The organism is Flavobacterium salilacus subsp. salilacus, assembly GCF_004634195.1.
Taxonomy (GTDB): domain Bacteria; phylum Bacteroidota; class Bacteroidia; order Flavobacteriales; family Flavobacteriaceae; genus Flavobacterium; species Flavobacterium salilacus.
Genome location: NZ_SKBP01000002.1, coordinates 352,969 through 376,750 on the forward strand (window position 1 = coordinate 352,969; position 23,782 = coordinate 376,750).

The window sequence follows — 23,782 nt, forward strand, 5'->3', positions numbered from 1 at the left end:
AAAAAATACAGAAATATGAAAATTGTAGTAACAGGTTCTTTAGGAAACATCAGCAAACCACTAACTGAAGCGTTAGTGCAAAAAGGTCACGAAATTATAGTAGTGAGCAGTAATAACGAGAAACAAAAGGATATTGAAGCACTAGGTGCTGTCGCTGCCATTGGCTCACTGGAAAATGCAGATTTTCTTGCAAACACTTTTGCAGGTGCAGATGCCGTGTACAGTATGGTGCCCCCAAACAATTACTTCGACCCCAACCTCAACCTTATAGCATATTACGAAAAAATTGGGCATAATTATGCACAAGCCATCAAAAAATCGAACATAAAACGTGTGGTTAACCTTAGTAGTATTGGTGCCCATTTAAATAAAAATAATGGTATTTTGCTTGGTGCCCATAATGTAGAGGGTATTCTGAACGAATTGTCATCGGATGTAGCTATAACCCATATACGTCCTACGGCTTTCTACTACAACCTGTATGGTTATACAGATATGATAAAAAGCGAGGGAGTTATTGCTGCTAATTATGGTGCGGAGCGCAGCATACCTTGGGTTTCTCCTAAAGATATTGCCACGGCAGTTGCAGAGGAGCTTACAACACCGCTCATAGGCAGGAAAACGCGGTATGTAGTAAGCGAAGAGCTAACCGGAGATGAAACAGCAAAAATTATAGGAGCAGCTATTGGTAAACCCAATTTAAAATGGAAATTAATTCCGGATGAAGATGCACTCAATGGGTTGATAGCAATAGGCATGAACCCAAAAGTTGCTGCAGGATTAGTCGAAATGTATGCGAGCCTTTATAACGGGAAATTATTAGAAGATTTTTACCGTAACAAACCGGCTGTTATGGGTAAAGTAAAAATGGCAGATTTTGCTAAAGAATTTGCTGCTTCCTTAAGTTAAAATTGATTAATTTTAAAAATGCCTGATACAAAACCCCATAGAATTAAAACAATAAGCCAATACCACCAGTACAGAGGCCTGCCTAAACCTGAGCATCCTCTGGTTAGTGTATTGAGCTTTGACTCTGTAAATACTATACCGGCAACTAAATCGTCAAGTTTAGTACTGGATTTTTATTCTATTGCGCTTAAAAGGAATTTTAGCACAAAACTGAAATATAAGTATGGGCAACAAGAATATGATTTTGATGATGGCATACTATTTTTTATTGCACCCGGTCAGGTATTTTCAATAGAAGCAGAAGGAGCTATTAAACTTTCAGGATGGATGCTGCTCATTCATCCTGACTTTCTTTGGAATGCTCCTTTAGCCAAAAAAATAAAGCAATATGAATATTTCAGCTATTCAGTACACGAAGCGCTCCATCTTTCGGAAAAAGAAGAAGTAATGATAACGGGTATTATACAAAACATTACACAAGAATATCACTCCAATATTGATAAATTCAGTCAGGACGTAATTATTGCCCAGCTTGAATTATTACTCACTTATGCCGAAAGATTTTATCAACGCCAGTTTATCACAAGAAAAATAAGCAATTATAAAATTCTTGACCGTTTAGAAAGCATCCTTACGGAATATTTTAACAACGATAATTTGGCACACAAAGGACTGCCTACAGTACAACACATAGCTGATGTACTGAATGTAACACCTAATTATTTAAGCGGACTGCTGAAAGTATTGACAGGGCAAAGCACGCAACAACATATACATAACAAACTAATAGAAAAAGCGAAAGAAAAATTATCAACAACCAATTTATCCGTAAGCGAAATTGCTTATGAATTAGGTTTCGAGCATTCGCAGTCGTTCAGCAAATTGTTCAGAACAAAAACCAACTTCTCCCCTTTGGAGTTCAGGCAGTCTTTTAATTAGAGCATACCACTATACGTCCCGTTTTAAATTTTGGGTACTTATATTAAAAAAGTTACTTATAATTTTCGGTTATTCCGTTTGCCATATTACTTTCGCAGCACAAATGCAACATGAAGAAGAATTGAAACACGAAAGCGAAAACAGTATAAACTACTTTTCTGAAAACGCTGTAAAAGGAATAGCGCTGCCCGAGCGGTTTACATTTCCGTTTTATTATGAGCCGCACGCATTAACAAAAATTGCGGCTGCCGAATTACAACACTATCTTGAGACCCAAACAGACCTGAACCATAATTTTGGTATTATAAAAGACGGTCACGGTCTTGCTATCGGAAAAATGTTTGGTGTTTTAGTTGTTCAGGATAAAAAAGGGAAATTAGGTTACCTGTCAGCTTTTTCCGGAAAGCTTGCCGACTCCAATGAGCACTCAAAGTTTGTCCCCCCCGTTTTTGATATGCTGATAGAGAATAGTTTTTTCCTGAAAGAACAATACATTCTCAACAGCATTAATGATAAAGTTAAAGAAATAGAGACCGATGAAAATTATAAAAACCTCAAACAGCGTTTTAATCAATTATCAGCTCAGTCAGTTGAGGAAATAGCCGCTTTTAAAAAAGAATTAAAAAGCAATAAGCAAAACAGGAAAAAGCTTCGTGAAGAACAAAAGCAAATATTAAGCGAAGCGGATTATACTTTTTTTGAAGCCTATTTAATTCGGAGCAGCCTGCACGACAAGCACCAGTTTAATGTGCTTTGCCATACTTGGCAACAGCGTTTAGATACTGTCAAATCTGAATTGGCACAATTTGATGAGAATATAGAAGCCTTAAAAAAGGAACGGAAAGAAAAATCGGCAGCTTTACAGCAGCAACTTTTTGAACACTATGAATTTCTGAATAAAGACGGTAAAAAGAAAAGCCTCCGGGCAATTTTCAGTGAAACTGTTTTTGGGAAACCACCCGCCGCGGCAGGAGAATGTGCCACCCCAAAACTATTACAGCATGCTTTTTTGCATGGTTATAAACCACTGGCTATGGCTGAATTTTGGTGGGGTGCACCGCCAAAATCGGAAATCAGGAAACACAAACAGTTTTATCCCGCCTGTACGGGTAAATGCCAACCCATTTTAAAACATATGCTGGAGGGGATACTTATGGATGAAAACCCACTGTTAAAGAACCCGGGCGAAAGCAAAAAACTCGAGATAGTATATGAAGATGATAGCCTGATAGTGGTTAACAAGCCTGCGGAATTGCTCTCTGTTCCCGGAATTAACATACAGGATTCTGTACATACACGGCTCAAAGCGTTATTTACCGATATTGAACCGCTTATCATCCATCGGTTAGATATGGCTACTTCGGGGCTTTTGGTAGTTGCTAAAACCAAAGACGCGCATAAGCATATCCAAAGGCAGTTCCTGAAACGAACGGTAACAAAACGCTATACCGCTTTACTCTCTAAAGTTATTGAGGGAGATGAGGGAGAAATCCGCCTCCCGTTAAGGGGTGATTTGGATAACCGACCAAGACAACTGGTATGTTTTGAATTCGGAAAAAAAGCTGTTACCAAATGGAAAGTTATCCAAAAAAATGAAACTACAACTAAAATCCACTTTTGGCCACTTACCGGACGAACACATCAGTTACGGATGCACGCAGCACATGAAATGGGGCTTAATGCACCCATTGTAGGAGATGATTTATACGGCACAGGCTGTAACAGGTTGCACCTGCATGCTGCGCACCTTGCCTTTGTGCATCCTAAAACCGGAGAAAACCTTTGCTTTGACGTAAAGGAAGAGTTTTAATGATTGCCAACGTTTTATAGTGCAAATACTTTTTTTATTTATGTTTTTAGTTTTTTAAGGGTAAAAAGTTCCAGTGCCTGAAATTTGTGCTGTATATACACCACCATCAGGCGAACCAACAGTACTTGGCATGGTTCCGGAAAATGAAAAAGTATTTGCTCCTGTTTTTATAAAAGTTCCTTCACCAAAAACAGAGCTAAACCCATATTCACTAAAGTTAAAACCATCTGTGGTATAAGTACCGTTTTGAGCATCTACAGTAAAGTTTATGTAATTACCATCATAACAATTATATTCACCGGAAAATTGAAATACCGTACCTATTGGACTATTCATCAATTCAATCAGTTTATTACTATAAAAAAACACATTGTCACCAACATCATTCATAAACCGTAGATTACTAAAATCACATCCCGCTTCATCATCAACATAAAAATTATAAAGAGGATAAATAACATTTGATGTGTCAGGGAATACTAATCCCGATCCACTTAACGTAAATTGAATTTGACCCGAATATTGAGGAGTATTATTAACTTCAATATCAAAACTACCGGAAAAATTACTAAAATCATCTGCATAACTATAATTTAGTGTTGTGCTTACAGGTAATGAAGATGGTGTACCGTTTATTTTAATTTTTATATTCAACATTCCGTCACTTTGCAGGTTTGCGCTTTCTAATATTAGGTTAGGATGGTTAATGCTGAGTGTAAGATTTTGCATTATCTGATTATTTACATCGTAACCTTCAGGAGTAACAGTGTCCGGTAAAGTAACTAACGGAATAGTGCTAAAACTCACCAAAGGGATATTATTGTTTACCCATTGTATTGAGGTATTAACTTTTGCAACAAAAGCATTTAGCTTATTTTTTGTTTCAAAATACAGTTTCATGTATTCTTGCTGACTACCGGAGTCTGAGTCAACAATTTGTTGTGCTCCTATATTAAAAGGCACCGTTTTGGCAACATCATCTGTAAAGCTTAGTACAGCGTTTGTAGTCCTGCCGTTAGTACCAAGTATTGAATTAATTTTAAGCTGAATGATATTAACATTATTATCTATAAGGTCAAAATGATAATCGAGGGCACTTGAAATACCAGCAATAGCAACACCTATTGCTATAGGACGTATAATATTGGAGGGTTCTAAAACCGCTACTGTTCCGCCTACAATACCTACCGCAAGCGCGGCTTTAAACTTTAGCACCAATAATTTATTGGCGGCCATATCTATCTCGCTCATAGGAGCTCTTCCTGCCGTAACATTACTGTAATCTGATAAAAAAACGGCATCTATTATCGTTTTATTTACTTGATAAAACCTTGCTACTTCTGTTTTATCTCCTTCCGAAAGATTGTCATAATAGGAAACCATATTATTATAATTACTGATATAGTCCGCATCGGCAACAGTACTGCTCAGTCCCGAGTTGAAATCTTCAAAATTTGTAAAGAATGGTGTTAAAGTTTCTGTTACCGATTGAGACAATACCGCATCGACAACTTCATATTTTATTTTAGTATTATTAAGGTCGGTAATTATCAATTCGTTTTCACCTAAAGATGCATCTCCCGCAACATAAAATACCAACTCATGATCGCCTGTCTTAGAAAGCTGTATGGGTTTTCCGCCAAGTGTACCATTATATTCCTCATCAGACAAACTTACAGATTCGGTATCAATTGTTACAATTTGATATCTTGATACTACTCCTCCATTTTCATCAATCGGGTTATCTTCACTATCATCATTAGAACATGAAAAAGTGAAAAGAACTGCTAAAAACAGTGAAAATTTTAATAGAATTGATTTCATAAATAAAAATTTATTATTTTGTGTAAAGTTTGTAAAAAAAAGATTGCGAAAAAATAACTAATAATAGTGATTTTATCCCCCTCCTCAATGCGATGGAAATTTTAAAATATGACGAAGTAAAAAAAACATGGTATCAAATAGGTCGATATCAGAAAAACGATAAAAATCCGGAATTAGAAATAGAAATTCATAAAAAGCTGTTGAATATATTTCAAGCCGGCGATTTTTACTATTATATTTTCAGCCCTCCTACTGCTGAAATAGAATTTACCAGCGAAGAAGTAAAAAAAATGTGGGGGTTTAGCAACGCTAATGAATTTAGTGTAGAGTATATTTATGAAAATTTGCATCCTGATGATAAGTCCCGCTTTGTGGCACACGAGTATAAGGTAACTGAATTTTTTAATTCACTCCCACCCGAAAAAACCTTAAAATATAAGGTAAGTTACGATTACAGGATTAAAGGCACTGATGGTAAATACAAATGGATATTACAGCAAGTACTTACGATTCAAAGCGATGATAAAGGCTCTGTTTTAAGAGTTCTTGGCATGCATACAGACATTACACATATAAAAACAGATAATAAGGCTTCGGGACTTTCTTTTATAGGTCTGGATGGCGAACCATCATATCATAATGTTCCTACAGACTTGTTAATCCTAACATCGGGAAAAGAACTATTTACCAAAAGGGAAAAAGAAATTTTAAAATATGTTGTGGAAGGCAAAACAACCCATCAGATAGCAGATATACTTTCTGTATCAGTACATACCATAAATTCTCACAGAAAAAACATATTGCAAAAAAGCGAATGTAATACAGTTGCCCAGCTTATAACTAAAACCATTAATAACGGATGGATATAAACATGTATAATTCAAAACTAAAATCCTCATGCGTTTTTTACAAAGGATTGTATTTTCTTTGGATTGTTATGGGTTAAAACAGGATGCTTAATACTGTTTTACGGAGAAGTCCTGTAAATTATAAAAAAACAATACAGAAAGTATTAAGTTTTGTTGCCATAAAAACTGTTTTATTTGTATGTTTGCGCGCGCAGAAAGTTTTTCATCATATAGCTGATTGCGTTTTATACTATTTGTTTTGAGTACATTATAACTTTTTATATATAAAATGCAAAAACTAAACAAACTTATCATCCTGCTTGCCATTATCGGTCTTAAGTTAAGCCCGCTACAAGCACAAACTACAATTCTTGAGCAATCATTGCTAACGCAGCAGAGTTTTGACACATTTACACCCATAAGTGTAACAGGTGAACAAAACTGGAATTTTTACGACCCTTATGGTGCTGTATGCAGTGGCTTTTTTGGAGGAGAAAATTATGCAAACGAAGACTGGCTCATTAGCCCGGCTATGAATTTATCTCAAATGGATAATGTAAAACTTACCTTTAGCCACACTCGAGGCAACGCAGCCGTAATGAATGCAGGGGTTAATGAAGGTTGGTATAAAGCATTTGCCACAGCCAACTTTACCGGAGATCCTTTAACAACAGAATGGATTGAGCTGGAAGGGCTTAACCAGAATATAACATCGGCATGGCAATTTATTTCTTCGGGTGAGCTTACCATACCTGAAGCTGCAAAGTCACAAAATTCAAGAATCGCCTTCCGTTACATATGCAGTTCAGACGAAAGTGCAACCTGGGAAATAAAAAATGTAAAAGTTACCGGGCAAGCCCCCGGTACGGATAGTTTCAAGATTACGAACTGGAACACCGAATGGCTGGGTTGTGAGCAATTTGGTCCGAATAATGAAGATTTGCAAATCGAAAATGTAGTTTCGGTAATGCTTTCAATGAATGCTGATATTTACTGCATTCAGGAAGTTTCTAACACATCTTCAAATCCCTCTATCCAAACATTAGTATCATTATTGGGCAGCGACCAGTGGGGCGGGGCTATTGTGCCTTCAAACACAGGCGCCTGTAACCAAAGGCAAGGCATTATTTATAAAAAATCAAAAGTGCAATTGGTCGATTCTTTCGAGTTGATGAGCGGAAGCCCTTCACAAGGCAACTCGTATCACTACAATTGGACAAGTGGTCGTTATCCTGCTGTATATCATGTAAACCTGATTGCGGGCAGTGAGTTAATACCTCTTTATCTGGTAAACATTCATGCCAAGGCAGAAGATGGTGAGGCCGAGAGCTATACCCGCAGGTTAGGAGGTTCGCAAGGGCTGAAAAACATACTTGACGGAACGAACTACAATACAAAAAACATAATTGTTATTGGAGATTTTAACGATTACCTGATAGGAACATCAAGTGATGCCTGCAATTGTACCAATTCGCCGTTTAAAAATTTTATAGATGATGAAAACAATTACAACGGTATTACCAAAAATATTATAGATGTAAACACAAACTGGGGAACACGCCCGCTTATTGAGCATTTTATAATTTCTGACGAATTATTTGACAATTATATTGCAAACAGTGCTGCACAGGATGTAACTATACCCCAAACTATCAACAATTTTTATAACACCACTTCTAACCACTTGCCTGTAAGTGCAAGGTTTGAGTTTACAACAGTGGCAAGCCAGGAAGAATTTGATACCACACAGGCTTCATGGACAATTTATCCCAACCCTGTTAAAGACAATTTGAACATAACCATTACAGGAACAATAGAGAGCACAACCGCAGAAATTTACGACCTTACAGGCAGATTAGTACTTCAGGAAAATATAGGTAACAATACTGTTAACGTAAGTAACCTGCCGGCAGGTATCTATATTTTGAGAATGGATAACAGAAACGGAAAGTTTGTAAAGGAATAAGTTTTATAAAATAAAGAAACTTTCAATAAAGCAGCCATCGAGCTGCTTTATTATTTATTAGTAAGCCTTTAAACAGAAAAAGCGTAAAATAAAAAAGCAAGCTACTATAGCTTGCTTTTTGTGGGCTGTAAAGGATTACAGTCGAACACCTTGTGCCTATTCTAACTCTATTTAGCAATATTTAAAATCATTAATTGATAATCATTTCGAAATCGAGTGAATATAAAGTGTGAGGTTTCTATCGAACACAGATTGATTGCATTCGCATAATTTTCTTAATAGACCTAGTATATTGAATCCGGGTAATCTCAGCGATTGAGAACATCATTACCCAACTTAAACTTACTTGAAATTTGTTTTCAAACGTATAAACTCTTGCATGACCGGATTCATATATCTGGGTAGTACTTGCTCGCTGGATTTTGAAAACATTATTGAACCTATATATTTAAAATCATCAATTTGCTTTGTGTCATATGAATGTGATTTAATTGCTAAATGATTATTAATCATGTAAAATGCTAATATCTCGCTTTTAGCATGCTCGACCCTTTCACGGCTGTCCAGATTATTTATATCATTTTTATCATAAATATACATTTCTGAAACGAAAAGGATGCTAACTATCTTATCTACTTCAAGGCGTTTAGCAATTTCGTTAAACTTTCTGTATAATGTAGTTTTGATCGAGAATCCGAAAGTAACTAATTCAAACGTATCATCACTATATAATATCATACAAGTAGGTAATAGCGATTTTCCCATTTGAAAAATCACTAGGTGCATCATTTCAAATTTATTAAATAGGTCGCCAGTAGGATACACTTTATTTAGATTTTCAATAGGAACCCTTATCTGGCCTTGACCGATTCGTATAGCAATTCTTGAAGCTTTCTCAAAATATCCCTTTTTACAGTAAAACACATAATCATCAACAAAAAGCATATCTCTAGGTACTTTATAGAAATTCATCACTTCTATTTTACTTTCCAGTTCATCGGATAGTTTACAATCCTGATTGATTTGATTCTTCATGTCAGCTAATAAAAGCTTCATTTGGTTTATCCCGAAAATCAAATTATCATACAAATCTTCACTATGCCCATATTCATAAAATAAAAATTCAGCCGAAAACATTACTTCTAATTGACCGAAACTTATAAATGTCGTTCGCAGTGAATCAACTATTGTCGAAATTTCGACATCATCGTCAATTGTAAAAACTAGTTCAGGCAGTGACAATGTCTGACCAAAATAAATATTAATTACAATCCGCTTCTCAAGATTAAAAGGCTGTTGCTTAAGTACCTCGTTCCGTTTTTCTATAAACCATTTACCGACTTGGTTAACTAGGTATTTATCGCGCAATTTTTCGTACGTAGGCATGAATAAGGTATTAGCCAAAGATTTTTGCAGCACAAAGGTGACATTTCTATATTCCGAAAAGAAATTATCCAGATAACTTATATTGTCGAAGAAGTTTGTCCCTTTTTCAAATTTTTCTAAACTGTTTAAGGCGCTATAAAATTTATGCAGTGCCGGATATAATAGGCCTCTTGAGTTATTCATCTATTTTTTTATTAAAAATTAAAGATATGAAATAACAAATCAAGAATTAGTAATATCTATTATGAGTATTAACAGATATCAAGAAACAAGAAATTAACCTAACGTGATTGAATAAATTAAAAAATCCAGTTTTCACTGGATTTTTTAATTTTTCTGTGGGCGATGAGGGATTCGAACCCCCGACCCTCTCGGTGTAAACGAGATGCTCTGAACCAACTGAGCTAATCGCCCTTATGTTGCTTTAACATTACGGAGTATCCTTGTTTGTTATTGCGAGTGCAAATATAGTCCAGTTTTTGGTATTTGCAAACATAATTTTAAAAAATTATAAAATTTCTGCTACTACAAAGGTGCTGCCGCCTATATAAATAAAATCATTTTTTCCGGAATCCGACAAAGCAGCTTGATAAGCATCTGCAACAGAAGGATATAATTTTCCCTGCAAACCAAATGCATTAGCCTCTCCTTGAAGAATCTCAGCGTGTAAGCCCCTCGGCACATCAGGCTTACAAAAGTAATAACGTGCCTCTTTAGGCAACAAGGGTAATATATTACTCAAATCTTTATCATTAACCACCCCGAAAACAATTCGTAAAACGTCAAATTTTTGTTGCAGCACCTGCTTCATCACCATTGCTAAGCCGTGTGGGTTGTGTGCGGTATCGCACACTGCTACAGGGCTGGTATTTATTTGCTGCCATCTGCCCATAAAACCGGTATTGGCAGTAACAGTAAGCAATCCTTTTTTAATAGCCTCTTCAGGTATTTCAAAATGCTTTTGTAATACAGCTATGGTTTGCAACACTGTTTTTTGGTTTTGTACTTGGTAAACCCCTGTTAAATCTGAAGGATATAACTCCCGCACCTCATCCTGTGCAAAATAAATAGGTGCATTATGCTCATGTGCTGCTTTTTCAAAAACAGGTTTAGTTTCAGTTGTATATTCGCCTATAACTACAGGTATATTATCTTTTATAATTCCTGCCTTCTCCCCTGCTATTTCGGCTTCGGTAGTGCCTAAAAACTGGGTATGGTCTAACCCTATATTGGTTATTACCGATACCAGCGGAGTGATGATATTGGTAGAGTCGAGCCTGCCGCCCATTCCGGTTTCTATAACAGCAATATCAACTTGCTCTTGGGCAAAATAATCAAAAGCAAGTCCAACAGTCATTTCAAAAAAACTGAGTTGTTGTACCTCAAAAAAAGACTTATTGTTGTTTATAAAACGGCACACGTGGTCTTCGGGAATATCCTGCCCGTTTATCTTGATGCGCTCTCTGAAATCTTTGAGGTGGGGCGATGTGTATAAGCCTGTTTTATAGCCTGCCTGTTGTAACACTGATGCCAGCATGTTTGATACCGACCCTTTACCATTGGTACCTGCTATATGTATGGTTTTTATTTTACGCTCGGGGTTGCCTAAATGTTGCGCCAGTAACAGTGTGTTGGTAAGGTCTTTTTTATAGGCAGATGCTCCCTGCTGCTGGTACATAGGCAGTCGGCTGAACATCCATGCTGTAGTTTCTTTATAGTTCATAACAAAAAAATGGCAGAATATCATCTGCCATTAAAATTACTATTTTTTTATACTATTCTTGCAGTTATACCAGTTGCTTTAATGCAATTTCAAAAGCTGTATGGCTTATATTGGTTTTAGAGCTGTTTTGTGCATATACATTTTGCATTGCTCTTTGTATCGTTTCAGAAGTGTCTTTAAATACAGCTTCGTCCGTCATGCTTACTTTTTTCTCCATAAAATAGGCAAATACTCTTGCCATACCACAATTAGAGATAAAGTCAGGAATCAGGCTCACTTTGCTGTCAGTAGCTTCCATGATAGAACCAAAGAAAATTTCTTTGTCTGCAAACGGTACATTAGCCCCGCAGGAGATAACTTCAAGCCCTGATGCTATCATATTATCTATTTGCTCTTTAGTTACAAGTCTTGACGCTGCACATGGGGCAAATATTTGTGCGCCCGCTTTCCAAATTTCCTGATTGATGGTTTCAAACGGAATCATATTTTCGGCAACCAGTTTATTACCGTCTTTATTAAGGAACAAGTTTCTTATTTCTTCAAATGTAAAACCTTCTTTATTAAGCACACCGCCGTCGCGGTCTATAATACCTACTACTTTTGCTCCCATTTCGGCAAGATAGAATGCTGCTGCCGAACCTACGTTACCGAAACCTTGTACTATGGCTTTTTTACCTTTTACATCACCTCCATATATGCTATAAAAATGGCGTACGGCTTCGGCAACACCATAGCCTGTAATCATATCGGCAACAGTATATTTTCTGTTAACATCAGGAGAGAAAGCGGGATTTTCTATCACTTTAATTACTCCCTGACGTAATTGCCCTATCCGGTTTATTTTATCGGCTTCGGTAGGCTTAAAGTGTCCGTTAAACACGCCTTCCTGCGGATGCCATACACCGCACTCCTCTGTCATCGGGATAACCTCATGAATTTCATCTACATTTAGGTCGCCACCTGTACCATAGTAGCTTTTCAGTAATGGGGAAACGGCTTTGTACCAGCGTTGTAACACACCTTTTTTACGTGGGTCGGCAGGATCAAAATTTATTCCGGATTTGGCACCGCCTATTGCAGGGCCTGAAACGGTAAACTTTACTTCCATTGTTTTGGCAAGCGATAGGACCTCGTTCATATCAAGTCCTTTTCTCATTCTTGTTCCTCCGCCGGCTGCACCGCCACGCAGGGAGTTTATCACTGTCCAGCCTTCGGCTTCGGTTTCGCTGTCTTTCCAGTTAAATACTATTTCGGGCTCTTTATTTTCGTATTTGCTTAATAAATCTTTCATTTGTTGCGTTTTTTTAAATCGTCACAAATATATAAAACATATAAATGAGAATTTTGTATTTTTTTATCCAATTGGAAATGTAACTTTAATTGTTGACCCGCTATGGGGTTGTGAGGTGATTTCTATGCTGCCGCTTAACGCGAGTACGCGTTTATTAAGATTTCTCAGCCCGATACCACCTTTTGTTGTTTGTATGTCAAACCCGACACCGTCATCCGTTACGGTTATATTTATATTATCTCCTTCTTTATTGATTACTACTTTGGCAAAACCGGCTTTGGAGTATTTGTTTATATTTTGAAGTGCTTCCTGAATAATCCTGTAAATGTTAACTTTAAGTATATTGGATAAAGATTCCCAGTCTATACTTCTGTCTATATCTGATTCAAATATAGTGTTAAACGAATTCTTCTGATTGGCTATCATATATTCCAGTATGCTTTCAAAGCTTTTTTCTTGTTGCAACATGGCATTTTTACTAAGATCGTGCGATACTGCCCGTATTTCTGCCTCTACAGTTTGTAATTCTTTCAGTAGTCCTTTTCTTTTCTGGATTGACTCATCATCGGATTTTTTATTGATAAAATCTAAATTAAGGCGAACGGCATAAATATTATTAAGTATGCCATCATGGAGTTCCATAGCTATTCTGTTTTTTTCTTCCTTACGGGCAAGGTCAATTTTTGCCTGTTGCTCACTCATTAAAAAATATACTTCTTCATTTGCTTTTTGCTGTTCCTGTATAAGCAGTAGTTCTTTATTTTTTGAATTAAGGTAATAAATAACAAAAATGGCAGCTATAAAGAGTAATATTACTGCCGAAATACCAATAATGAAACTGTTTTTCTTTACTAAGGCTTCTTTTTCATCTTGCAGTTTTTCAGTTTCATATTCTATACGGGCATATTTTTCACGGTTAGCGCGAGCTATATCCTGCAAGCTATCGCTTACTTTAACATATCTGTTAGAATAATACACTCCTTTTTCTTTGTCGAGCTCTGCAAGCAGTTTTAGGCTATTGAGTATATCAAAATGGCTTTTTATCTCTTTGGCTGTGTTATAGCCTGTTGTAAGATATTTTAGTGCTTTTACGGTATCCTGCTTTGAGGCAAAATATTCGCCAAGATGAATATTACTTGCTACTATGCCCGACTGATTGCCAATACTGTCTCTTATTTGCAATGATTTATAAAACAGTTGGGGTAGTTCAGAATCGTCTCCTGCCTTAAATTTGGCATATGCCATATTGTTTAGCAGCTTGGCATAGAGGGAAATATAATCTTGCTTAATGCTGGGTAACCGCATTGCATCGTTGTATAGTGATGTTGCTTTTTGATAGTTACGTTCTTTAACATATACTCCGCCCATATTGTTATAACAGGTAGCTTTATAAAACTCAATAACACTTTCAGAATAGCCTTCTGTTCTGAAGGCATCTAATTGTTTCAAAGCAAGTTGATAGTATTTTAACGCGTCCTGATTATTGTTCTGACCATCTAATGCACTTGCTATGAGGTTATAACAATTATAGATATGCACGGTTCTATTATCCTTAATAAGTAACTCAAGTGCCTTAATAGCCTGTACTTCACAAAGTATATACTCTCCAATATTATAATAAATATATGCTTTATACAGAATTATTTCCCCTAAACTCCCGGGATCATTAAGGTTAACAAAGAGCTTTTCTGCTTGGTCATAATAATAAAAAGCAGTATCATTATTAGCTTTTGCATAATGTATATCGCCAATTCTGTACATTGTTTTTGCTATATCCAATGTATCTTCTGATTCTATTGCTATATTTAGGGCTTCTTTACTTACCGATAATGATTTGTCATACAAATTAAGATTATAATAAGCAGCTATTGTACGGCTGTACAAATAACGGGTAATAGAATCGTTTTGATTAGTTGATTGCAATTCTGAATAAGCCGAATCTATATATTTTTGACGTTGCTTAACGTCCAGAACGGTATTGTTTGAATCATCAAGATATTGTCCGGCTTTGGTTTTTGATAATGTTTTGTCATCAGGTGAATTACATGACATGGCGCACAGTAGTACACCTAAGAGAAGTAGTATTTTTCGAAGTATCTTCAAATTTTTGAGGGCAATAGTATAATACTATTGCCCTCAAAAATACTATATTTTTATGATAACTTTATAATTATGGTTTCATAGGTGGTTTAGGCAGCTCTTTATCGCCATTATCTATTGGCTGTAAAGTATTAGCCTCTGTTTCTGTGTTCATATCGCTGTCATCAGTAGAGCAAGATGTAGCTGTTAAACTCAAAAAAGCTACAAGACCTAAAATAAGAAGATTTTTTTTCATGATAATCAAATTTTTGTAATTGTTAGGATGTGTGTATTTATTTATTCAATATTTTTTTTCCGAAACAAACGCTGCAGCGATTATTTCTGAGACAAAAATAGGGGCAATAAACAACGTAGCACAATGATTTACAAGGCGTTTAGTAAAACACACGGGTCTGCGAGTAACTCGACTGATTTTAGGGGTAATCAGTTACATTACAAATATTCAGGAGCTATTTTGCGTATTATGGCATCAACATTTTCCTTAAAGGTTTTGGAAAATGATATCGAAATATCGCTGTGGCTAAGGTAGCATAATGATTTTCCTGTATTGATACGCGAAATATAATTGCTGTTTACAATATAACTGTTATGAATACGGAAAAAGAACAAAGGCAGATTTGCCTCATAATGTTTTAATGTTTTATAGGCAGTAAGTTTTCTGCCGTTTTGCAGATAAAAGTCAGTAGTATTATTATCTGCTTTTAAATACACAATATCATGTAATGATATAAACTGATAATCGCCGTAAGAGCGTATGCAAATGGTATTATTGGCTATTACAGGATTTGTTTTCTGGAATTTCAACAGTGTTTTGCGCAACTCTGTTATACTGAGTGGTTTTAATAAATAGTCGGATACGCCTGCTTTTATGGCATCGAAAGCATATTTTGGGGTACTGGTAAACGCTACAAAATAAGGCAGGATATCTAAAAACTGATATAAATCGCTGATTATGGATAGTGAGAGTTTACTCCCCTTCTGTTTAGAAGCTACTTCTAAAAAAACAATTTGCGGCTCGAGTTCTAATATTTTATTTACAGCCTCATCTTTATCTTTTGCAATGCCTGCACAATAGTATTCCGGGAAACCTTCAAATATTGCTAAGATTTCCTTTATACTCTCGTCATTATCATCTATTATCAAATATGAATATTGCACTTAAAAAAAATTAGGCAAAAAAATTTTTTGCAATTTATAAATAATCATCTTGTATGTTTTACGGTTTTCCCGTAAAATTTGTTAATTTTGTATATATATAAATTTCATGTCACAGGATTTAAACATTTTAATCGTTGATGATCACCCCATGACGGTTAACGGATATGTAAATGTTCTATCCGAAGAAAAATTTGAAGGTTATAACTTAGTTTTTACAAAAGCACTCAATTGTGAAGACGCCTATAATCTTATCTCGAAGTCTGCAACTGATGGAAAACCATTTGATATTGCATATCTTGATTTGAGCCTTCCGCCCTATCCTGATAAAAATATTTTTTCGGGATTTGACTTGGGCGTGCTTATAAAAAACACCATCCCCGATTGTATAATTATTATACTCACCATGCATAGTGAAGCCTCATTGGTAGATAGGCTTATTAAAGAAATAAACCCCAAAGGTATATTGTGCAAAAGTGATATTGATATTGACGAATTTCTTAATGCTTTTAAAATTATTTTTGAAAAAAACGACACCTATCTCAGCAATAAGATTGTAAAATCGATGAAAGATAAGGTTTTTGACAATTATAACCTGGACAATTACGATAAGCAAATACTCATGCGCCTATCTGAAGGGATACTGACCAAAAATATACCCAACTATGTACCCTTATCGCTAAGTGCTATAGAAAAAAGAAAAGCACGTATGAAAAACATGCTGCTGCAAGGACAAAGTGGTGACGATTATGAATTGATAGAAGCCATCAAGAAAATGGGTGTGTTGTAGGTTGCATAATAACCCCCGAACTGTGGTTGGCTTTTGCGCCCGTTACACTACATAAAACATTTACCTCATTCCGTAATTTAAGTACACCCAGCAATGCAAATAGCAAAGCCTCTTTGTACTGTATTGTTTTATTATCAGGTATAACAAGCCTTGTTGCCGGTAAAAATTCCTTAACTTTTTTTATTAAAAAACTATTATACGCTCCGCCACCCGTTATAAGCAGGCTTCCATTTGCCTTTTTAGCTATAATTGCTTTTGCTATTTGTGTAGCGCTATGTGTTGTAAATGTGCATAATTTATCTTTTACGGCGGCATCGCTACGCTCCATAACAGGTAATATTACTTCTTTTACAAATTCAAACCCTAACGATTTGGGATAAGGAGCCTTGTAATAATCGAGATTATTCAACGCTTCCAGTAATTCAGGCACTACGGTGCCGGCAGCAGCTATAGCACCGCCATCATCATAAGCATGACCTAAAATGCCGGCATAATAATTTAATACCGTATTTACAGGGCAAATATCATACGCTATGCGCTGCCCATCTTCTTCAAAAGAAATATTGGAAAAACCACCCAGATTGAGGCAAAAATCATATTCAGAAAACAACAGCCTGTCGCCCATTGGTACAAGCGGGGCACCCTGACCGCCCATAGCAACATCCTGCACCCTAAAATCGCAAACAATTGTATGGTGAATTAAGTTGGCTATTTGGGGCAGGTTACCTATTTGAAGTGTAAAGCCGTTGTGAGGCTGGTGCAATATGGTGTGCCCGTGCGAACATACGGCATCGAGGTTACCAATTGCATTTTGAGTTATAAACCCATTGATAATGTTTGCAAGCAGTACTGTATAATCCTGATTAAGCTGTGCCAAAGTATTAATATCAAAATCTATGGCTGATTGCAACCGTTTTACCCACTCGGGACTATACGAAATTGTTTGGGTTTCATGTATTGCATAGCTCCATTTTTGTTCTTGTAAGGTTAAGGAAATATGCGCCAAGTCCACCCCATCAAGCGATGTACCCGACATAACTCCTAAAACGTTATAGTTTTGCTTATTCATCGGCTAAAATTAGTTATTCTAGTTGAAAAATTGGCAATTAATAATTACATTTGGGCACAATAAAACAAAAAACAAAGCTACATACTTATGGATTTTAAACTTACTGAAGAACACCTGATGATACAGCAGGCGGCAAGGGATTTTGCACAAGCAGAATTACTGCCGGGTGTTATAGAAAGGGATGAAACACAAACTTTCCCTACGGCACAAATAAAGAAAATGGGAGAGCTTGGCTTTATGGGAATGATGGTTGACCCAAAATATGGCGGCAGCGGGCTTGATACTATATCCTACGTACTCGCTATGGAAGAGATTTCTAAAATAGATGCCTCAGCTTCAGTAGTGATGTCAGTAAATAATTCGCTTGTTTGCTGGGGACTGCAAACATATGGCACAGAAGAGCAAAAACAAAAATACCTTACCCGTCTTGCCACCGGCGAAATTATAGGGGCTTTTTGCCTATCTGAACCGGAAGCGGGCAGCGATGCTACATCGCAAAAAACAACCGCTATAGATAAAGGCGACCATTACTTGGTAAACGGTACAAAAAACTGGATTACTAATGGCAGTACTGCCGATGTATATTTAGTAATAGCCCAAACCGACGTAGAAAAAAGACATAAAGGCATCAATGCTCTCATTCTTGAAAAAGGTATGCCGGGCTTTGAAATTGGTACTAAAGAACAAAAACTGGGTATCAGAGGTTCTGACACGCACTCGTTAATGTTTACTGATGTTAAAGTACCTAAGGAAAACCGTATAGGTGAAGATGGTTTTGGTTTTAAATTTGCCATGAAAACGCTATCCGGCGGACGTATAGGTATTGCTTCGCAGGCTTTAGGTATTGCTTCAGGAGCTTATGAGTTGGCTCTTAAATACTCGAAAGAGCGCAAAGCTTTTGGTACAGAGATATGCAACCACCAGGCTATTGCTTTTAAACTGGCTGATATGGCTGTGAGTATTGAAGCAGCCCGCTACCTTTGCCTAAAAGCAGCATGGGATAAGGATAACCATAATAACTACGACATTAGCGGAGCTATGGCAAAACTGTATGCATCGCAAGTAGCTATGGATACCACCATTGAGGCGGTACAGATACATGGCGGTAACGGATATGTTAAAGAATACCATGTGGAACGATTGATGCGTGATGCTAAAATAACGCAGATATATGAAGGAACATCTGAAATACAGAAAATAGTAATATCAAGATCGATTATATCTCAATAAAAAAAAGCCGGTTTTCACCGGCTTTTTTTATATTCCTTCAGCCTTCGAAGTTTCGGCAGTAACTAACCGAAGTATAGAGCTTACCAAATCCTCTTTATTCAGGTTTATATCTATATGTATAAAATCGACGTCTTTTTCCAATATCGCTCCACCCTTTGTAGGAGAGCAAAGTATCGTTTTCATGCCGGGGCGTTGTAATTTCATATAGTCAATCAGTTCCAACTCGTCATTAAGAAAAAATATAAGAGAGTCTGCTTTATCCTCTGAGTCTTCCTCATCACAATTATTTACACTGAAATGTTTTAATTGGTAGTCCTTGGGCATATTATTTTTTAACAAATCAAAATATCCTAATTGATTGTCATAGATCCAAATCTTCATAATAGTTGCAATTTTTAAAAATTCAAATAATAATTATTAAAACATAATTATATAGCTACTATTTAGTCGTTTTTAATCGAAGAAAAATAGCTGTATGTCGAAAAATATAATATGCCCCCCGGTAATTATTTATTCTTTACTACTTTTACGTTAAGAAGTACACTAAGTAATTAAAAAACGAATTAAAAAAAGAACTTATTTTGTTTAAGTTTAGTTAAATTAATTATTCAAAAATAAGATTAATTATTCAATATCAATCTCAACTATTAATTATTTTTTAAATTACAACACACCTAAAACTAAATAAATTATGAATGTAATCGGGCAAAAGATTAAAAAGCTAAGAGAAGAAAAAGGTATTACCCAAGAAGCAATGGCTTTGCAACTGGATGTAACACAAAGTAATTACGGAAGACTTGAAAAAGATGATCGTAGGCTTAACGTTGTTAAACTCCTGAAAATAGTAAGAATATTAAATACAAATATATCTTATATATTTAACGAAACCGAGAACAGCAACGTTAACGAAAACGCAAATCTTAATAATACCAACAAAGAGGTTTATGACATTCTTATAGAAAGCCTTAGATCGGAAATACAACATCTTAAAGAAGAAATAAATTTCCTTAGGGTAATTGTAAAAAGCTAATAGCTCTTATCAGTACTTAAGGATATAAAGCCCTGCTACTTATAGTAGCAGGGCTTTATATTTACAGGGCAATTCCATAAAAAACTTTAAAAAATAAAGGATAATACTAACGCACCATAGAAAAATGCCCTTTGTGTACACGCCCGTCTTGGCGGGTAACTACAAACCAGTAATCAGTAGATGGCAGCCTGTTTCCGTTATAAGTACCATCCCAGCCATTACTCTGCGCATCAAAACCGGTAATAAGTTTACCATACCTGTCATATACAAAAACATACAATTCAGGCTCAAAAGAAGAGAATGGTATTCGCCACGTTTCATTTATACCATCGCCATTGGGTGTAAAAAATTTAGGATAATTTAAAAGCACGACCTCTTCTTCCACCACTCCGCACCCATTAATATCCTGAATATACACAGTATATAAACCCGCTTCGAGACCTGTAAAAATATTTTCGTTTTGGTAGATGATCCCATCAAGAGAGTACTCATAATTTCCGTTGCCTGTTGCAGATACAATAATTGCATTATTATCATACGTCCAGTCCTCTGTTTCAATACCAACTGTTGCTGCCGGCGCTGACAATTCTACCACAATATCGCCACTCGCATCACATAAACCATCCATAACAGTAACAGTATAAATACCGGCTTCATCTACAGTAATAGAGGGCGAAGTTTGCCCTGTTGACCATAAATAACTATCATATCCGTTTCCTGCAAATAGTGTTACGGTGCTGTCATCGCATATATAATAGGACTCCTGCAATTGCAATACAGGATTTTCATTAAGTAATAATTGAAATGAAACAACATCATAACAAATCGAAATATAGCTATGAATAAGGCGGGCATAAATAGTAGTTACAGGCTGGGTTGCTATGTATAAGTCATCCAAAGGGTTAGTTCCCGCATTGGCATCAGCCTGAGAGATATGGTATGTAAGTATGTACAAATCCTCGCTCTGATTACCCAAAATGGTCTCATTTAACTCCGATAAATTGAACTCATGTGAGATACCTGCTTCATTATCTGGATCAATACAGTAAAAAAGATCTTCCGGCTCATTAGCTGCTACCAAGTCAGGCAATATATCTATATTTTGTGTTATGCGAGATATATTTCCGCAATCATCCTCCACAACAAACCTGTAAGAACCCGATGCCAAGTTTGAAAATATATTATTGGCACCATTATCAATAATAATCTCGTTAGTCAAAGCATCCTCAATTCTGTAATTTAAAGGCGGTATGCCATCTGCATCTATATATACATCATCTGGACTATCAATACAAGATAACTTATAAAAAGCATTAATTCTTGGCTGATCGAGATAGTTAAACGTTCCCAACTCTTCAAGACAGTTTTTAACCTCGCTTCCGTTACCAAAACTTTCAAATGCTTTTATAACCCTAAAGTCGCCCGAAAATGTAAGATTAAATATAGTAGTATTGTTTTCCAGTGATAAAGAATTGTCTTCGGTTGGCACAGTCCCTTCAGTATATACAACGTTAGTATCAGGATGCCCCCAATCTCCCGTATCTGCATTTACAAGTTTTTGAAGCCAATAGGTAGGCACTCCTGAAAAAGCGGCATCATCAGTCATCATAATATCAAAAGAGCCACAGTTTGGTATAAAAGTAAACGGATTATCAGATGGCTGGTAACCTAATACCGTTATTGTTAACTCCCGCTCAATACCACAAACATCTGTACCCAGAAATGTATAATTACCTTCAGGCAAATCATCAATATACAAATCACCCGATGCTATACTGTCCGACAAATCAGCAGGCACATCCCCTTCGTATGATGCAGGAGCAGACAGTAGCGTTACAGTTGTTAGCGACCCATTACCGCTCGACATTTCTACCGAGCCTATACCTATAGTACAATCAAAGGCAGTACTTATAGTAAAATCCCGTTCAACAAATACCGGTACTGTTACCGGCACTTCATATACCTCGCCGCACACATCGGTAATCCTGATTACATAATCTCCCAAAGGCAAGTTAGTCAATGATAGTCTGCCGTTACTGTTTATAAAAGAAGACACATCATGTGGCAAAGGTGTTGTAAGTGTTTCTATATAAGCCGCAGGAGCTTCCAATACTTCTACAGCAACAATATCCCTGTCAGGCACTGTAGCTGTAATTCTTCCTAAGTCTGAAAAACAACCGTTGTTCCTTCCCGAAACAATAGGCTCGGGAGTGTCTATTACAACTTCAAAATCCACAGTAGCAGTACGGCCGCAAGCATCGGTCAACTCAATTAAATACTCCCCTTCGGGAATAGTATTCTCTTCATTACCATACTGAACAGTAGCATCTTCAAAAGGTTCCAGATGTTGCGAATTGAATAATACAGGATTAAACCCTTCCGGAGCTGTAACAAACTCCAACGAGTAAGGAGGGCTGTACTGGCTGGCATTCAGAATAAGATAATTATCACCACATTCTAATTCCTCAAGCGAATAGGCAAGTATCGGTTCAGGATTAACAGTCATACCCGAATTTCCATATTCTATACCACAACCATTTACTATCGAAATATCATAAGTATATGGATTATCATATAGCTCAAATTCATGAATCAACTCGAATAAATTGGGAGCACCCTCATTATATGTATAAATTTCTATAATATCAGGATCACCATTAGGAGGGTGTATAGTATAAGTAACCGTTAACGGATAACTAATAACAACCCCTTCCGGATAAGTAATAGTATTAGTTATAATCACAGAATCACAATCAGTAGTAATTTCCTCCTCATAAGCAGGCATTGTTACTGTAGGATTTGCCGCTTGCAATACCAATGTATATGTTGTTACTACACCTTGCCCGCAAATATCAAAAACACGAATATTATAAGTTCCCGATTGTAAGCCTGAAAAAACATTAGAAGTTTGTATAGGTCTGGTTTCCGGACCGGAAATAATTTCATACTCAGCGGCCGTACCATTAGTAGTAATAATTTCTATCTGACCACCAACAGAACAATTCTGATTGATAGAATTAATATCATAAGCAAGAGGCTCTATAATATTATTAATGACTACAGAAACTTGCTGTGAATTGGACTCACCATTTAAAGATTGAGTTGCAATAACAGTATAAGTACCCGAATCGAGATTAGATACAGAAAAAGAGTCAGTAACAGCAACAGGATTTTCTAAATCAGGTTGCAAAAATACTGTAAAAAGAAAATCAGATCCCGTAGTTACATTACCAACATTGAATGTAAGTATAGCATTATCATCACAACTCTCATCTGTCCCAACAACATTAAGGGTAAAATCCTGCAATTGAGCAAATGAAAAAAGTGTGAAAAAACATGCGAGAATTAATGTAAAAAAAAACCTTACCATCTGTTTAACAACGTTATAGCAACTATTAATATGTAATTAAAAACAAGAACTATACCACATCCAAAAACAAGTATACAATAGTATACCAGCAATGCTAAAATAATTTAAAGCATACGAGCGAGACAAATGTAAGTATAAATCAAAAAGAAAAAACTCAGTACCAACCCAAACAATAAATTTAGTATTAACAATTACAAATAGTTATTAACGTAAAAATCCCAATAGGGGGTTTATGAAATTCATTTAAAAAAGGTTTAGTATTTGATATAAACGAAAAAACCCTATCCTTATTGGATAGGGTTTTTAAAAGAAAGGCGACGACATACTCTCCCACAAAATGCA

The 23,782-nt window shown here is 36.2% G+C and carries 18 protein-coding genes and 1 tRNA gene; 8 read left to right on the top strand and 11 right to left on the bottom strand.

Going from position 1 to position 23,782, the window contains the following annotated elements:
* The first annotated feature begins 15 nt into the window (after window positions 1-15).
* The 3 genes from E0W68_RS04585 (at window position 16) to E0W68_RS04595 (ending at window position 3,658) form a co-directional block, all read left to right on the top strand.
* Window positions 16-909, top strand: a complete 894-nt coding sequence (locus tag E0W68_RS04585; RefSeq protein ID WP_135218229.1) for an NmrA family NAD(P)-binding protein — start codon at window positions 16-18, stop codon at window positions 907-909.
* An 18-nt stretch (window positions 910-927) separates the two neighbouring features.
* Window positions 928-1,848, top strand: a complete 921-nt coding sequence (locus E0W68_RS04590; RefSeq protein WP_135218230.1) for a helix-turn-helix domain-containing protein — start codon at window positions 928-930, stop codon at window positions 1,846-1,848.
* 103 nt (window positions 1,849-1,951) lie between these two features.
* Window positions 1,952-3,658: an RluA family pseudouridine synthase gene (locus E0W68_RS04595; protein WP_135218231.1), complete on the top strand. Its 1,707-nt coding sequence runs from the start codon at window positions 1,952-1,954 to the stop codon at window positions 3,656-3,658.
* A 54-nt stretch (window positions 3,659-3,712) separates the two neighbouring features.
* Here E0W68_RS04595 and E0W68_RS04600 read toward each other — a convergent pair whose 3' ends face one another.
* The gene (locus tag E0W68_RS04600; protein ID WP_135218232.1) at window positions 3,713-5,482 is read right to left on the bottom strand and encodes a hypothetical protein; all 1,770 of its coding nucleotides are present in this window, start codon (window positions 5,480-5,482) and stop codon (window positions 3,713-3,715) included.
* Between the two features lie 92 nt (window positions 5,483-5,574).
* On the opposite strand from E0W68_RS04600, the gene E0W68_RS04605 reads away from it, so the two are divergent.
* Together E0W68_RS04605 and E0W68_RS04610 are read left to right on the top strand one after the other, a co-directional pair.
* Window positions 5,575-6,351 (top strand): LuxR C-terminal-related transcriptional regulator, encoded by a 777-nt coding sequence (locus tag E0W68_RS04605; protein ID WP_135218233.1) that lies wholly within the window; start codon window positions 5,575-5,577, stop codon window positions 6,349-6,351.
* Window positions 6,352-6,619: 268 nt separating this feature from the next.
* Complete coding sequence (locus E0W68_RS04610; protein ID WP_135218234.1) at window positions 6,620-8,296, top strand: T9SS-dependent choice-of-anchor J family protein; 1,677 nt, start codon at window positions 6,620-6,622, stop codon at window positions 8,294-8,296.
* Window positions 8,297-8,638: 342 nt separating this feature from the next.
* On the opposite strand, the gene E0W68_RS04615 is transcribed toward E0W68_RS04610, so the two are convergent.
* The 7 genes from E0W68_RS04615 to E0W68_RS04640 all read right to left on the bottom strand — a co-directional run bounded on the left by E0W68_RS04615 (window position 8,639) and on the right by E0W68_RS04640 (window position 15,954).
* On the bottom strand, window positions 8,639-9,865 hold the full coding sequence (locus E0W68_RS04615; RefSeq protein WP_135218235.1) for a hypothetical protein: 1,227 nt from the start codon (window positions 9,863-9,865) through the stop codon (window positions 8,639-8,641).
* Window positions 9,866-10,021: 156 nt separating this feature from the next.
* Window positions 10,022-10,096 (bottom strand) — tRNA-Val (locus E0W68_RS04620).
* Window positions 10,097-10,190: 94 nt separating this feature from the next.
* A complete protein-coding gene (locus E0W68_RS04625; RefSeq protein ID WP_135218236.1) occupies window positions 10,191-11,405 on the bottom strand; it encodes a bifunctional folylpolyglutamate synthase/dihydrofolate synthase in 1,215 nt (404 codons plus the stop codon).
* A gap of 64 nt (window positions 11,406-11,469) precedes the next feature.
* The gene (locus E0W68_RS04630; RefSeq protein ID WP_135218237.1) at window positions 11,470-12,696 is read right to left on the bottom strand and encodes a Glu/Leu/Phe/Val dehydrogenase dimerization domain-containing protein; all 1,227 of its coding nucleotides are present in this window, start codon (window positions 12,694-12,696) and stop codon (window positions 11,470-11,472) included.
* 63 nt (window positions 12,697-12,759) lie between these two features.
* Complete coding sequence (locus E0W68_RS04635) at window positions 12,760-14,748, bottom strand: tetratricopeptide repeat-containing sensor histidine kinase (protein WP_135218238.1); 1,989 nt, start codon at window positions 14,746-14,748, stop codon at window positions 12,760-12,762.
* A gap of 118 nt (window positions 14,749-14,866) precedes the next feature.
* Complete coding sequence (locus E0W68_RS13825; RefSeq protein ID WP_162076708.1) at window positions 14,867-15,031, bottom strand: hypothetical protein; 165 nt, start codon at window positions 15,029-15,031, stop codon at window positions 14,867-14,869.
* A 197-nt stretch (window positions 15,032-15,228) separates the two neighbouring features.
* Window positions 15,229-15,954: a LytR/AlgR family response regulator transcription factor gene (locus E0W68_RS04640; protein ID WP_135218239.1), complete on the bottom strand. Its 726-nt coding sequence runs from the start codon at window positions 15,952-15,954 to the stop codon at window positions 15,229-15,231.
* 106 nt (window positions 15,955-16,060) lie between these two features.
* On the opposite strand from E0W68_RS04640, the gene E0W68_RS04645 reads away from it, so the two are divergent.
* Window positions 16,061-16,741, top strand: coding sequence for a response regulator (locus E0W68_RS04645; protein ID WP_135218240.1), 681 nt, complete (start codon window positions 16,061-16,063; stop codon window positions 16,739-16,741).
* Here the strand turns inward: E0W68_RS04645 and E0W68_RS04650 are convergent.
* Window positions 16,719-17,810, bottom strand: coding sequence for an anhydro-N-acetylmuramic acid kinase (locus E0W68_RS04650; RefSeq protein ID WP_135218241.1), 1,092 nt, complete (start codon window positions 17,808-17,810; stop codon window positions 16,719-16,721). The two genes, E0W68_RS04645 and E0W68_RS04650, sit on opposite strands and share 23 nt — an antisense overlap.
* Window positions 17,811-17,897: 87 nt before the next feature.
* Between E0W68_RS04650 and E0W68_RS04655 the strand changes: the two genes are divergently transcribed.
* Entirely contained in the window at window positions 17,898-19,040 is a 1,143-nt protein-coding gene (locus E0W68_RS04655; RefSeq protein ID WP_135218242.1) for an acyl-CoA dehydrogenase, read from the top strand.
* A gap of 27 nt (window positions 19,041-19,067) precedes the next feature.
* Here E0W68_RS04655 and E0W68_RS04660 read toward each other — a convergent pair whose 3' ends face one another.
* Window positions 19,068-19,421 (bottom strand): hypothetical protein, encoded by a 354-nt coding sequence (locus tag E0W68_RS04660; RefSeq protein ID WP_135218243.1) that lies wholly within the window; start codon window positions 19,419-19,421, stop codon window positions 19,068-19,070.
* Window positions 19,422-19,731: 310 nt separating this feature from the next.
* On the opposite strand from E0W68_RS04660, the gene E0W68_RS04665 reads away from it, so the two are divergent.
* A complete protein-coding gene (locus E0W68_RS04665) occupies window positions 19,732-20,070 on the top strand; it encodes a helix-turn-helix domain-containing protein (RefSeq protein WP_135218244.1) in 339 nt (112 codons plus the stop codon).
* Between the two features lie 106 nt (window positions 20,071-20,176).
* Here E0W68_RS04665 and E0W68_RS04670 read toward each other — a convergent pair whose 3' ends face one another.
* Entirely contained in the window at window positions 20,177-23,377 is a 3,201-nt protein-coding gene (locus tag E0W68_RS04670) for a T9SS type B sorting domain-containing protein (RefSeq protein WP_162845800.1), read from the bottom strand.
* Between the last annotated feature and the right edge of the window lie 405 nt (window positions 23,378-23,782).